8 protein-coding genes, 2 tRNA genes and 3 rRNA genes (1 of these 13 running past the window's edge) are annotated in these 14,654 nt (G+C 37.5%); 2 read left to right on the top strand and 11 right to left on the bottom strand.

Annotated elements, in window-relative coordinates; translation table 11 throughout:
• Positions 1–346 precede the first annotated feature (346 nt).
• The 3 genes from P0092_RS07135 to P0092_RS07125 all read right to left on the bottom strand — a co-directional run bounded on the left by P0092_RS07135 (position 347) and on the right by P0092_RS07125 (position 4,652).
• Positions 347–1,342, bottom strand: a complete 996-nt coding sequence (locus tag P0092_RS07135) for an MYG1 family protein (protein ID WP_004620973.1) — start codon at positions 1,340–1,342, stop codon at positions 347–349.
• A 155-nt stretch (positions 1,343–1,497) separates the two neighbouring features.
• A complete protein-coding gene (locus P0092_RS07130; protein ID WP_004620972.1) occupies positions 1,498–4,044 on the bottom strand; it encodes a rhamnogalacturonan lyase family protein in 2,547 nt (848 codons plus the stop codon).
• A gap of 215 nt (positions 4,045–4,259) precedes the next feature.
• Positions 4,260–4,652 (bottom strand): VOC family protein, encoded by a 393-nt coding sequence (locus tag P0092_RS07125; RefSeq protein WP_004620971.1) that lies wholly within the window; start codon positions 4,650–4,652, stop codon positions 4,260–4,262.
• Positions 4,653–5,567: 915 nt separating this feature from the next.
• On the opposite strand from P0092_RS07125, the gene P0092_RS07120 reads away from it, so the two are divergent.
• Entirely contained in the window at positions 5,568–6,893 is a 1,326-nt protein-coding gene (locus P0092_RS07120) for a DUF6271 family protein (RefSeq protein WP_004620969.1), read from the top strand.
• A 137-nt stretch (positions 6,894–7,030) separates the two neighbouring features.
• Here the strand turns inward: P0092_RS07120 and P0092_RS07115 are convergent, their stop codons facing one another.
• Together P0092_RS07115 and P0092_RS07110 are read right to left on the bottom strand one after the other, a co-directional pair.
• On the bottom strand, positions 7,031–7,399 hold the full coding sequence (locus P0092_RS07115; protein WP_004620968.1) for a GyrI-like domain-containing protein: 369 nt from the start codon (positions 7,397–7,399) through the stop codon (positions 7,031–7,033).
• A 192-nt stretch (positions 7,400–7,591) separates the two neighbouring features.
• Positions 7,592–8,017 carry a hypothetical protein gene (locus P0092_RS07110; RefSeq protein ID WP_004620967.1) on the bottom strand — a complete coding sequence of 142 codons (426 nt, stop codon included), beginning with the start codon at positions 8,015–8,017 and terminating at the stop codon, positions 7,592–7,594.
• 465 nt (positions 8,018–8,482) lie between these two features.
• Between P0092_RS07110 and P0092_RS07105 the strand changes: the two genes are divergently transcribed.
• On the top strand, positions 8,483–8,839 hold the full coding sequence (locus tag P0092_RS07105) for a hypothetical protein (RefSeq protein ID WP_004620966.1): 357 nt from the start codon (positions 8,483–8,485) through the stop codon (positions 8,837–8,839).
• 78 nt (positions 8,840–8,917) lie between these two features.
• On the opposite strand, the gene P0092_RS07100 is transcribed toward P0092_RS07105, so the two are convergent.
• The 6 genes from P0092_RS07100 to P0092_RS07075 form a co-directional block, all read right to left on the bottom strand.
• Complete coding sequence (locus P0092_RS07100) at positions 8,918–10,027, bottom strand: hypothetical protein (protein ID WP_004620965.1); 1,110 nt, start codon at positions 10,025–10,027, stop codon at positions 8,918–8,920.
• A 445-nt stretch (positions 10,028–10,472) separates the two neighbouring features.
• A tRNA-Asn gene (locus tag P0092_RS07095) sits at positions 10,473–10,548 on the bottom strand.
• Between the two features lie 6 nt (positions 10,549–10,554).
• Positions 10,555–10,671, bottom strand: a 5S ribosomal RNA gene (gene rrf / locus P0092_RS07090).
• A 111-nt stretch (positions 10,672–10,782) separates the two neighbouring features.
• A 23S ribosomal RNA gene (locus tag P0092_RS07085) occupies positions 10,783–13,835 on the bottom strand.
• A 516-nt stretch (positions 13,836–14,351) separates the two neighbouring features.
• Positions 14,352–14,427, bottom strand: a tRNA-Ala gene (locus P0092_RS07080).
• A 173-nt stretch (positions 14,428–14,600) separates the two neighbouring features.
• Positions 14,601–14,654 (bottom strand): 16S ribosomal RNA (locus tag P0092_RS07075); it runs 1,600 nt beyond the window's last position.
• The 16S, 23S and 5S rRNA genes sit together here with 2 tRNA genes alongside, the layout of an rRNA operon.

Genomic DNA, 14,654 nt, shown 5'->3' with positions numbered 1-14,654 from the left:
TTGGTAAACAATGTGTAATAATTTAAGAAATGAAGTTTTACAAAAGGAGTTCATTATGACTTTCATAATAATATCAGGCGCACTTATTCTTTTAGGAAGCATAATTTCTATTCTAATGATATTTAGATGGAACTCTTCATTAACAAAAAAATATACTTTACGCTGTACAAATTGTAAAAGCATTTGTGATTCTGAGTATATAAATACTACCTATAATATTAAAACCGCTATTATTTACGAGCTTAGACTTAAATGTCCGGCGTGCTCGGAAGAATCTATTTTTAAAGCAGTAAAAGTAAACAAAGGTTGATTTGCCAGCGCCGAAAGACGCCGGCCTTTCTGCTCTTTATCTATGTCTTCTTATTTTAATAACTAATTTATTTTGTAAAATTAATCGTAAAATATCAAAGACATTTTTATCTGCTTTTCTGTTTTCTGTTATCGGTTCAGGCTTTGAGATTGCTATATCCGCCATCTTCAATATGCTTTCAAATGAACTGGCTTTGGCTATAAACCTTGATGAATGGCAAAAAATCGCATCTTTAATACCTATAATACTGCCCAGTTCCTCTTCCCTTTTACCGGCCCATTCCTCAGGAAGACGCTTTCTGTCTCTGCGTACCTCACCGTACTCACGAACTGTTTGTATATAAAAGCCTTCCTCTTTGGGATAAATTACAAACAAAACATCTTTATTTATATCAATCTCTTTTAATGTACGTTCCCAGGGATATGAGTTATCTAAAATTAACAGTTCAGGCCGTTTACGATTATTGTATGCTTCTATTACAAAAGTTCTCGCTTTAAGTGTTGAAACCTTTTGATCTATTAAATTTTTCAGGATATCTTCTGCAAACCCTACAGCATCATTAAAGGCCGCATCCACTGACTCTGGAGAATCCCATGTAGGGTTATATCCCCCAATGATTGAAGATATACACATAGTAGGGATAATGTTCTCCGTTGTTCTTATACCGTTATCCACTGCATCGATTCCCTCTATCAGTACAGCATCTACATATCTGAAAATAATTTCGACTTCATTTTCTGATACTTCAGAGTGCTTTGTTAATATTGCTTGCCTTCCGAACTGTCTCCATATCAGTCCGCAAGCAGCGTATGGAGTACCGTTGTCCCGATACTCTTTTTCCAATTGATGATGGTCAAACTCTCCGTTACCGATATCATATATTAAATCCTGTTTTTCAAGTATCTCCGGGTCTCTGGTTCTGGTCAGCTCAATTTCAAATACTTGTTTAAGTATAGCCGTTGCCATTACTTCATCAGCATGAAATCTGCCACTATGAGTTCCTACTTTTTTGAATTCCTTATTTATATCCACAAAAACCCTTCCTTCGAAGTTTATTAATGCAATTATTTTTACATTATTGTGTTCTATCAAGGTTATTTTGATTCATAAATAATAAAAACAAGGTATTAGAGTAAAGGGGAAGGCAGCTTTTAGGCTCCCACCCCCATTGAATTGTGCTAATATATTTATGTCGAAACAGGAAGAGAATTAATTGTACCTAACAAGTACATTTTCAGATACAAATAATCCATACTGTCTATTACACCGTCTGAATTTAAATCTCCTGACTTCTGCCAATACTCAGCAGGCATCGAATTTGTTAACTGCAGAAGATAACTTCGCATTGTACTGTAATCCAGAACATCCACAATACCATCTCCATTTACATCACCATAAATAAAAGCAGGTGCTGTATTTGGATTAACAATAACCGTATAATTCACAAAAGTCGCAGACCCTCCATTAGTCCCAAGTCTCACAACAGAACCGGAAGTAAAGTCTTTTTTGTACAGGTTGAAGATAATTGTGTTATCATCGCTTAAGGATTCGCCTGTCTTCGTCCAGTCGCTAAGCCATGACGGAATAGCGGTCATTCTGGAATCCAAACCTATATAAACTGATATATCAGATTTTGCAGTAAAATACGCTTCCTCAGACAAAAAGCTTTTAGAATCACATGCAGTTCTTATCCATTCAGAGCCGACAAAACTCTGTGGAATTTTTGTATACTTATATGTTCTGTCCCCATAAACAGTATCACCAACCTGCAAATTTGATTGAATGTACCAGTCAGCCGCATTATTGGAATCATTTACCCTTAGTAATTTTATTAATTCTCCATCTCCTGTTGAAATATTTGGAGCAGGTGGCGTTGACATGCCTTCACCAAGATAATAATCAGGATAAACAGAAGACAGATATCCCTTAACATCCACAGAATTCCTGTATGCAGGGTTATGCATCAGGGTGTATATCCTGTAGTTTGTAGGAATAGTTGTAGTGTAAATACGCAGTTCTGTATTGTCTGTAGTTTCAAGAATAACTTCCTCACGCCAGTCACCCATAATATCTCCATAGAAAGGCGGTCTTCCTGCATATGTAGACTTAACCCCTTCCTGATAAATTGAATATAGACGATTGCTGGTTTTTGTATTGTAATTCCATTTGTTGATTGCCCCATTAAAGCCCTTTGAGTCAGCACCAATAAAGAATTCCCTGAGCAAATCTCCATCCCACCATATGCTCAAGAATGGAAAAGATTTTTCAGAACCGATAACCTCTCCCTTGCAGTTATATAGATTTTCCAATGTAGACCAGCATTCCATACCCTTGTAATTGGGGTCAATATCAGCACAATCCCCTCTTCCTACATCGCCGACTGCACTCATATACATTTTTTTAATTATTGTACCATTACCTGCATCATATAAAGCTGCGCCAAGAAGACTTGGGTTGTTCTGCTGTATTGCATAACACTCAAGCCCATCCCTGTCAGGGTCAATATCCCCGATTACAAACCTATCTCCATGTGTCAGCTCCGTTGCGTACAGTAATTTACCGTTGTCATCAAGCATTGAGCCTCCCCATGAAATTTCATCTTTTCCGTCCTTGTCCACATCCACGGCACGGATTGCATGAAAATCAGGAAAATTCTTGCCGGAAGGCAATGCCTGATTTCTTGCATCCCATTTCCACCGCTGACTAAGCTTTCCATCCTTGAAATCCCATGCTTCAACTTTCATAACATTTCCGGGGCCTCTTGACATTACCACACTAGGGTGAATACCATCCAGATACGCAACTGTCATAAAAATAAAGCTTGCACGGTTTCCGTAGTTGTCTCCCCAGTCCGTAACTTTTCCTCTTGCGATAAAATTTGCTCTGCTCAGCTCCTTACCTGTCATTCCATCAACTACAGAAATAAACTCGGGACCTGACAGAACCTGATAACTGGTTGAAGACGTATTACAGTAGTTAGTTATTCCGTCATTATTTGTGTCTCCAATTAAGGTCCCGTCACCAAATCTCGTGCTTTCACCGGTCTTTATAAGAACCTCTGCTTTACCGTCACTATTCAAATCCGATACTACCAAAGGTGAAGTCATAGCTGTATTATATGTTTCAATATTTGGTCCTAAATCAATACGCCATAGAAATGTTCCATCTGATTTATAGGCCTCTACCTGCACAGGAGACCTGTTATCGTTCATACGCTTTACTATATAGTCGTATTTTCCGTCCCCATCAAGGTCGCCCACATTTATATGCATTGTATAATATCCGGTGGGAAGGGTTTTTAACTTTATCGGAATATACTGTCTGACAGGAATATTTGCAGTCAAGGTGTATTGTTCACTTTCACTACTCTCAATTCCATTTAATACTGTTTTCACTATGTAGGTGTTATCCTTTGTAGTATCAACACCGTTATCTACATAATTTGTACTGGAAGTTAGGGGGGAACTATTAAGTCTAACTTCACTTCCTCCTGCGGTTTTTCGGTAAAGATTGAATGCAATATTACCGGGTTCTGTTCCAAGAAGACGCCAACCCACATATACCTTCCCATTTCCCTGATTAATTGCTACAATTCCTCTATCCAGCCGTTCAAGCTGTCTGCATGGAATAGTTGTTGAAGCTGCCTTTACAGATTGGGTCCCCATACCGGCAGCAAAACCTGTACTGATAAGCAAAGCAGCCAGAGTAATGCATACTTTTTTAAAGCACTTCATTATTATCGCCTCCATATATTTGGTTATCCGATAATTTCTATAAAATTTAAATTTTTATTGTTGAGATTTAGACATGACAGTTGCAAAAGATATTAAGCTAATTTCGGAATGTAAAAAAAAATATTTATGGTTTGAATTTATCAAATTATACCATAAATGTCAAGGAGCTTCTACAAATGTGAAGAAGCTCCTTCTTAATATAGCATTCAGCTAAATTAACAACCAATTTCAATATAATTACCTTCAGGGTCAGCTATCCAAAAATTTCTTTGTCCCCATGGTTGGGTAACTGGCTCACCTGTCAATGCTTTAACACCAAGTGCCGTTAGTCGTTTATATTCTCTATCCACATCATCTTTAGTAGGAACACCTATGCCAATTTCCATTGTCTGATTAAATCCTTTTGGTGGGTAATAAGGTTGATTCATAGAAGCGGCAAATTGTTTCCTATCGAACATAAACAACCCGCCATCTTTTACTTTGAAGCTTGCAAATGGTCCTCCATCCCAATCTGTTTCAAAGCCCAGTATATCTCTATAAAACGACACCATCTTTACGATATCTTCAACAAATAACCCAGTGTGTACACTTCCGGCCAAAACGCCCATATGAATACCCTCTTTTCTACAAATTGCTTAATATTTAGAAGTATAGTATAATTGATTATTATTATCAATAGGAGCAATATATGTTTAAATGTCCACATTGTAACCAAAGAACTATTTCATTACGAACAAAGCTATCTCTCAGACCAAAAAAACTTTTTGTCCCAAGAAATACTGTAATCTGTACCTCGTGTAAAAAAACCGTTTCAGTCCCTTATTGGTCTATTATTATTGAAATGTGTTGCTTTTTAGCCTTTATTATAACAGCATCAAATTATATTGATTATAGAAATATAATTGATGTTGCCTTAGCTATTACTTTTGTTTTTACAATACACTTGGCTACAAACTTACTGTTAGTTCCGTTAGTTAAATGGGATGAATGAACTTAGTTCCATCCAATGAAATGATTTATTTTCTTCTTTCAGGGTAGTATTTGGGGGTCTGTAAATACAAATGTTGTCAGCGTTTTTACTATCAATTACTTTACTAATTCATTTTATATTATCATTATTATTTTTACAAAATCTACATCAAATCTCTTTCTAAGCTTTGATAATACCCCCTGTTACTTGTTTAGCAACACTCTTTGCTTTCTTTATAAATTTTGCTCCTGCCTTTGCTGCTTGACGCTAAAAAACTAATATGATAATCTTGTAATTAGTTGGAAATTTTGGCATTTAAGCAGGTATTTATATGTTTTTTATACTTTCTCTTAATATAATCTTTAAAATTTCATTCCTATCTTATCACTACTTTCTTTTTATGTTCAGCAATAGTTTCATGAAATGTTTCCCATATGAAACCAAAACTATAAAAGCCTATGTTTTAAGTGGCTGATTTTGTTGTCAGAAGAGGGCTTTACCAAATAATGAAAATATAAATGAAAATTAATTACAGTCAAAGGAGAGTTGACTAATGAATTCAGTTTATTTTATACCTACCAACAGAAGTATTGAAAAATCTCTAAGGAGCTATATAAAAGAAGTAGCCTTTGCTCAAGAAAATTATAATCTTGATATTCCCATCGTGATTGCAGAAACAACAGATGAGGAATTTGTAAAACATAACAACAATGTTATATTAGAATTAAAACATAAGTATCCCGAAGTTAAAATAATTCATATGACCATGGAACACCAAAATAAATACTTTCAAACTCTTTTTGAAAACGAATCTAACCAACTAAAAAATTTATTTGTATCAAAGGAAAAAAATTACGGTACTGCAATGAACAAACTTTTTCTTTTTGCCAGTTCCTTTAATGTGGACATGTTTCATAGGAGAGATTCTGATACTTGCTTGATTTCCGACGAAATAAAACATGCCGGAACTATGTATCCCATTGAGATTGAGTTAAAATACCTGAAAAAAACTGTTTCTTACGTTAAAGAGCAAATGGGTCTTAAAAAAACTGATCCAAGAATTGATGATAAAGAGATATGGGTTATCGGAGGAAATTATTTCGGCGAATGGAACCTTGATTTAAAGGATTTTGCAAAAAAATCCTATGATTATATTTATAGACTTTATGAAATATTAGGATTTTCAAAGGATGCCGTTAAGGATATATGTACAAAAGCTTATCAATTTGACAAGCCGTTAAAGCTTAAGGACAAAATCAATCTTGTTACCTCTGTAAACAGTGAGTATTATCCTGATTGTGGTAATATAGCTGTTTATAAGCTTCATGAATATATACCCGCTCTTCCTGGAAAATATACGCTTTCTGCCGATTATTTTCCCTTTGATACGGCTGCTTCCATAGGTATGCCTTTTCTCCATCATTCAAGAGAGGTTTTCCATGAATATCATTCCGAAAGGTTTAACTTACAAAGTAAAATAAATTACTGGAAAGGTATGCTTAAGTTTGCGGACTACTTTAATCTGTATTTAGATATACCCAAGAATCCGGACGAAAACAATGGCACAAACATAATAACTGATTCATATATTCAAGAATTAGGGACTTATATAGCTTCTCAAAGTTTAGCTTCAAAAAAAGAAAGAGAAGAGCGGCTAAGACAAATTATAAATGAAATTCTAATAGGTTTTAATGATAACTATACCATGATAGGTGCACATTTATTAGATAATCTGGAATACTGCATTGAAGAAAACAACCAAGAATTTCGTCTGCATGGTGAATTGATATGTGAATGGCGTTCACTGATTGCAAGGGCTAAATCTATTTACCTCCCAGACATGATAGAGCAAAATTCACTATTAGCTTCCGGGATATAATGGAGGATTTACTACCGTTTGGAATACTACATCTGTCCTTGTTTACCACTGAATGCAAACGTTATATTGAGAGTTTATTCAATTAATAAAAATGCATACTCATTTTTGAATATGCATTTTATCAGTTGTCTCACTAATTATTTATCATTAATAGGGATATAATAATCAAGGATTATATCTCCATTTTCATCGGGTATAGTATATCGAGTATCTTCTATATCCTTATAGTAGTAGCCTTCCGGAACAGTTACTCCATCTTTCATTAACATACCAATGACATACGAAAATTCTCCATCTCCTTTGTCCCAGTCAAGCATTATACCCACGTATGAACTGTTATAGATATAATTGGTTTGTTCTTCAAGAAGTAAAAAAGTATAGTCAGCGAAACATTTATCCCAAAAAGCGGGCAACCGATTATCCCCTTTCATATGTGCTTCCATATTATAACGGAGTTCTTTTCCTACTAGCTTTACACCCGATAATCTTTTAATAAGTTCACTCAATTTTTTTCCCTCCTGAATCAACAACCACCCCAACTATATCCAGCTCTTTTATTTTATACCAAAACTATTCATAAATGAATAAATGGAATTAAACTTTTGTGAACCAACAAAAAACAGTCTGACAACAAAGCTGTTTTAGTATGCTTTCTGTCAGACTATTTTTATTGCTTAGTCACCTTTTTAATTAAGAACTTACGGTTGTTCCCATTCGTATGCACCTATAGTAGTTCTATTTGATCCTGACATTCCATAAACATATACTCTATATACACACCCACTTGTAAACTGATAATCAATATAGTTATTTGTGGTACTCAAGGTTTGTGTAGGAGATCCCCCAGTCTGTGGATTTGATTGAAAATCTGCTAAAGAGCTCCACTCTTTTACAGCTACTTGATAATAACTATAATCTCCATCCCATGTAATGAAATTCCCCCCCTCATTTATTGTAATATCCCCAACAAAACCTCCTCTAGGTAAAAATCCACCCAGTGTTGAAAACTGCTGTTGGGCAAAACTTGGTGCACTATTTACCTCTGCAAATACACCTACACTAGATGTTACTAAGATTGAAGATACAATAAGTGCACTTGCTAATAGTTTTTTTAATCTTTTCATTCGAAAGACCTCCTATGTAATATATTTACATTTATTATACTATCTGTTTAATATATTGCGAGAGATAATATAATACTTTTACTTATTATACAATAATTTCCATTAAATGTGATAAAATATTGTATAATTATTCCATTTACTTTTGTAGATAGTATTATGTTAAGTGGGAGATGTTTAGCCGTAATATTATGTATGCAGATTACTCATACGATTTACTTAGGTACACCATGAACCCATTGGCATCCGGGATTTGAACAATAATAATAGCGGGTTGTTTGTGTACTATAAACATAATACCAGTTATGACCTGTTGCATGAATTGTAACAGTAGAAATAATTACCCCACACTCATTACATCTACCTACCATCGTACCCTATTGAAAACATTGATATTTACCAACAAGATATTGTATATTGATATAGTAGTAACTCTTTTCAGGGGACTAATTTAACGGGGGATTTTTTATGCTAAAAAAGAATAGCAAAGCTATGTTTTTTACATTGCTAATACCATTATATTTTGAGATTTTAATATGTTTTTTTGGAATAAGTGTAGGCGGAGTCGAGTGGGTACCAGCGTTGGAATCCTCAATATTATTTTTGTTAGCTGCTTGGAGTTTAAGCAGGAATAAAAATCTGATAATAAATCTTGCAGGCTTTATAATATATTCTGTTATGGGAGGCAGATTAATTTATTCTACGTTAACAAATACTAATTATATAGGCCCCTGGACTTTAAACCTTTACACAGGTGCAGCACTTTTATTGTTTGGACTATTGGCATTTGTCTTTGCAACTGTAAGATATTTAAAACAAAGATAATTATCAGCATTAAATTATTAAAGGCTTGCTTTATAATGAATCAATAAAGCAAGCCTTTAATATATTTATTTTGTTTTATTAATCATTATAGGTTATTGTTGGTGCATCTTCCCTATCAGAATTTTTATCATTATAGAAATAGTTAAGAGAACTGAAGAAATCAATAGGCTTTCCGGTATTTAAATCAAAAACCAGAATATGATTGGCATTTACAAAGTCAGATGAGTCAAGATCTCTGGGAGTAATTCTTCCATTTGGATCTACAAAAGATTTTGAATAGTTTAAAGAATTGGAATTTTCAATTATTGTTTCGTAATATGTATATGTTGTACCTTCATTTAAGTATATCAATATTGCATTATTAGAAGAAGCAAATTGTGATGTATATGTAACAGGAGCAGAAATTGTTCTAACTTTAACATTTTTTAGAATCATCTTTTTTGTTTCAGTAACTAACTCTTTCACATCCATAACATCTCTTTTCCAATTTAAGTGATTGTTAGATGCTGCAGAATCCCAACTAAATACATATATTCCATTTGCATAAACTTTTTGATCTGCATATGATATAACCAATTGTTGTAAAGAAGGAGTAATTACATTGATACTGCTAAACTCGCCTGCTGGATTAGTAGCATTGATTTGTAAGTCATATTTATCTCCTACAGAACCATTAGAAGATATCATAAATAAATAATCGCCCTGCTCCAGTCCACTATTTGCTATTATGTTGTTTGAACTCTCAACAATATCAGTAGGTAAAGCTAGACCAGTAATATCATCAATTTTATATAGACTTATTTTATAATCAGCATTACTTGAAACTAATTTAGCCCAAATAAAGGTATCTTTCGTTACAGTAAAGTAAATGTAATTTGTATTTTTCTCAGCTGTTAATATTCCTTTTTGAATTAGTCTTGGATTATTTTGTAAGAACACAGTACTTGAAACTGCCTCTAATGTCATATTTGCACTCACATTAGAAACTGCTTTTGCTGCTTTATTTGACTTTAAATTTATTGCCGGCTTACTATAGTCTATATTTACACGGCTTTTTATATTCACATCTGCGATATTTATATTGGCCGTATTTGCATTATCACCACTTTCAGCAAAAACAGTCAGCGAACTGCTTAGCAATACCGCTACCACAAAAATTGACACTATAGTCCTAAAAATCGTTTTCATAAAATTTCTCCTTAAGTTTTAAATTTTTGTTAATATAATTAGGGGAATTTATGATTTAAGATATACTAAACCTCCTCTTTAAACATCTCCCTAAGCAAATATCCCCATGCGGTCACAAGTAAATAAGCCCTATTTGCTTAGGGGAACAGAACTTACCAAATATCGAGCCAACGGAAATAGAAATTCTAAGACAAGAATGTGGCAAATTATTACATTTATTGTATATTATGTTCTTAATAATGTCAAAGAGAAATTCAAATTTACCAATATAATTGGAATTTATTATATTTTTATACTGTAATAAAGCAGAATTTATCATATAAAAGCATTATGTAAATAAGTTTTATTTTATTCGATGAAAAAAATTTCTCACCAGAACATTTAGAGAAAAAAGCAATCAATAACAGATTTGGAGCAACAAAAAAAGACCCTTAAAGGATCTTTTTGGCTCCTCAAGTAGGACTTGAACCTACGACCCTGCGGTTAACAGCCGCATGCTCTACCGACTGAGCTATTGAGGAATATAAATCCGGCGGAGACCTACTTTCCCGGGCCGTTTCCAGCCAAGTATTATCGGCACTGAGATGCTTAACTGCCGTGTTCGGTATGGGAACGGGTGTGGCCATCTCGTCATTTCCACCAGAAAATTATTAGGTACTTTGTACCTTCAGAACTGATTAATGTTATTCTTCTAAGAAGATGTGAAGCTCTCATTGTCTAGTTAAGACCTTCTACTTTTGAATACCTGTTTTCTTTGGGTCAAACCCTCGACCTATTAGTATCAGTCAGCTTAACACATTACTATGCTTACACTCCTGACCTATCAACCATGTAGTCTACATGGGGTCTTACCTATTGCTAGTGGGATATCTCATCTTGAGGTGGGTTTCACGCTTAGATGCCTTCAGCGTTTATCCCTGCCGAACTTGGCTACCCAGCTGTGCCATTGGTATGACAACTGGTGCACTAGAGGTTCGTCCATCCCGGTCCTCTCGTACTAAGGACAGATCCTCTCAAATATCCTGCGCCCGCGACAGATAGGGACCGAACTGTCTCACGACGTTCTGAACCCAGCTCGCGTACCGCTTTAATTGGCGAACAGCCAAACCCTTGGAACCTGCTACAGCTCCAGGATGCGATGAGCCGACATCGAGGTGCCAAACCTCCCCGTCGATGTGGACTCTTGGGGGAGATAAGCCTGTTATCCCCAGGGTAGCTTTTATCCGTTGAGCGATGGCAATTCCACTTTCATACCACCGGATCACTAAGCCCTACTTTCGTACCTGCTCGAGGTGTTTCTCTCACAGTCAGGCTACCTTATGCCTTTGCACTCGTTGCGCGATTTCCAACCGCGCTGAGGTAACCTTTGGACGCCTCCGTTACTCTTTGGGAGGCGACCGCCCCAGTCAAACTGCCCACCTGACAGTGTCCCTAGACCAGCTTATGGTCTCAGGTTAGAGTTCCAGTACTTTTAGAGTGGTATCCCAACGTCGACTCCTTGATGGCTGGCGCCACCAATTCTCAGTCTCCCACCTATCCTGTACAAAAAATACCGAAACCCAATATCAAGCTACAGTGAAGCTCCATGGGGTCTTTCCGTCTAGTCGCGGGTAACTTGCATCTTCACAAGTACTACAATTTCGCCGGGTACGTTGTTGAGACAGTGCCCAAGTCATTACGCCATTCGTGCGGGTCAGAACTTACCTGACAAGGAATTTCGCTACCTTAGGACCGTTATAGTTACGGCCGCCGTTTACTGGGGCTTAAGTTCATGCCTTCGGGTTTCCCCTAAGCAATTCCCGTAACCTTCCAGCACCGGGCAGGCGTCAGCCCCTATACTTCATCTTTCGATTTAGCAGAGACCTGTGTTTTTGATAAACAGTTGCTTGGGCCTATTCTCTGCGGCCTCAATTGCTTGAGGCACCCCTTTTCGCTAACTTACGGGGTCAATTTGCCGAGTTCCTTAACAACGCTTCTCCCGCTCGTCTTAGGATTCTCTCCTCACCTACCTGTGTCGGTTTGCGGTACTGGTACCTTTAATCTGGATAGTGGTTTTTCTCGTCAGTGTGGAATCTGTCACTTCGGTACTTGTTTTCCCTCCGCATCACGTCTTCGAAACATCCGGCGGATTTGCCTACCGGATTATCTACCTCGCTTGCACGATCTTTTCCAGCTGATCGCTTGACTTATCCTCCTGCGTCCCCACCTCTCTCATAACGATTAACGGTAGTACAGGAATTTCAACCTGTTGTCCATCACTTACGCCTTTCGGCCTCAGCTTAGGTCCAGACTTACCCTGGGCGGACGAACCTTCCCCAGGAAACCTTAGGTTTTCGACGGTAAAGATTCTCACTTTACTCTCGCTACTTATTCCGGCATTCTCACTACTGCTTCGTCCACAAGTCCTTTCGATCTTGCTTCAACCTACAACAGTAAGCTCCCCTACCACCCTCGTGCATCCAATACTATCTCCTAGTACACAGTTTAGCTATGAGATAATTTGACCAAATGTTTTGAATCATTTTTCATATGATACATTTGGTGAAATTACCTAGCTCTATTTTACTTGCTAGGCGATACTATTGGATGCACGCTGATCCATAGCTTCGGTACACAGTTTAGCCCCGGTAATTTTCGGCGCAGGCTCACTCGACTAGTGAGCTATTACGCACTCTTTGAATGAGTGGCTGCTTCTAAGCCAACATCCTAGTTGTCTTAGCAAGCCCACATCCTTTTCCACTTAACTGTGATTTTGGGACCTTAGCTGATGGTCTGGGCTGTTTCCCTTTTGACCATGGGACTTATCTCTCATAGTCTGACTCCCAAGTAACATCATTACGGCATTCGGAGTTTGATAGGGTTCGGTAACCCGGTAAGGCCCCTAGCCCATTCAGTGCTCTACCTCCGTATGATTTTCCCTTGAGGCTAGCCCTAAAGCTATTTCGGGGAGAACCAGCTATCTCCGAGTTCGATTGGAATTTCTCCGCCACCCACAGCTCATCCCAGACCTTTTCAACGGTCATGTGGTTCGGTCCTCCACGAGATTTTACTCCCGCTTCAACCTGTCCATGGGTAGGTCACCCGGTTTCGGGTCTATAGCATGCAACTTAACGCGCTCTTAACACTCGGTTTCCCTTCGGCTCCGTACCTTTAGTACTTAACCTTGCTGCATACAATAACTCGCCGGACCGTTCTACAAAAAGTACGCTGTCGAGCCTTAACGCTCTTCAACTGCTTGTAAACATAGGGTTTCAGGTTCTCTTTCACTCCCCTCCCGGGGTTCTTTTCACCTTTCCCTCACGGTACTGCTTCACTATCGGTCACCAGTTAGTATTTAGCCTTGGATGGTGGTCCACCCTGCTTCCCACGAGGTTTCACGTGCCTCGTGGTACTCTGGATTCTAGCCTGCCTCTTAACATTTCGCTTACGGGACTTTTACCCTCTATGGTCTCAGCTTTCCAGCTGCTCATTCTGCTATGTCTTAAGGATCATTATGCTAGTCCACAACCCCGAAAGATATTGCTATCTTTTGGTTTGGGCTCTTCCGCTTTCGCTCGCCACTACTTACGGAATCTCTTTTGATTTCTACTCCTGTTGGTACTTAGATGTTTCAGTTCCCAACGTCTGCCTTCGTAACACTATGTATTCATGTTACGATGACCGAGTGTTTAACTCGGCCGGGTTTCCCCATTCGGATATCCACGGGTCAATGGCTATTTGCGCCTCTCCGTAGCTTTTCGCAGCTTGTCACGTCCTTCATCGCCTTCTGGTGCCTAGGCATTCACCCTATGCTCTTAGTAGCTTGACCTCTAAAAACTCTACATGCGTCGTCCTACTTCGTCAGATTTCGTGTCCTGCGGTGCTCACATACCTATGTATGCTCTGCTCCTCGGCACTCATCTTTCTTGTATTACTCGCATCTATAGTTTTTATATATCGAATATCTTCGATTGATCAGATTCTCAATGTCAATTACATTGTAATTGATTTAAAGTGATTGTCTTAACCTATCAATGAGTTAATTTCCTAAGAGTTGCATGTTTCCAACGTAAACTGCTTTACGTGTTTCAAAGGATTTCTCCTTCTTCACATGTTACCCTTATTACTTTTTCAGAAAATACATAATTAATATATATCTCTTGTCTTCTCATCTTCTTAAAACGTATTTCAAACTTTCGTTTGAAACGCATTCTTTGAATAACATTATTCAGTTCTCAAGGTACAAACCTCGCAGTTGTTTGTGTTTCCACACTGACCGCGGAGTTTTTATTATATCAGTTTTCATTGTTATGTCAACTGGTATTTTCGGCTTTTTTAAAAGCCATGGTGGAGATAATGAGAATCGAACTCATGACCCCCTGCTTGCAAGGCAGGTGCTCTCCCAGCTGAGCTATACCCCCATAAAAATCAAAGTCCATTCGCATGGGCTTTGAAAACTAAACAGTGATTGTAAAGAAACTCTAAGATAATGATTACCAGTCAAGCGAGCTTCGCTCAAGCTTTTCTGTCATTTATCTTCGACCTAAAGATTTGATTCATCTCAACCGTAGTTGCATGAACCATGTCTCCTTAGAAAGGAGGTGATCCAGCCGCACCTTCCGATACGGCTACCTTGTTACGACTTCAC

The sequence above is a fragment of the Ruminiclostridium papyrosolvens DSM 2782 genome (assembly GCF_029318685.1).
GTDB lineage: Bacteria > Bacillota > Clostridia > Acetivibrionales > DSM-1351 > Ruminiclostridium > Ruminiclostridium papyrosolvens.
The sequence above is the reverse complement of the archived record's forward strand: the minus strand, read 5'-3'. Positions and strand labels throughout refer to the sequence as shown.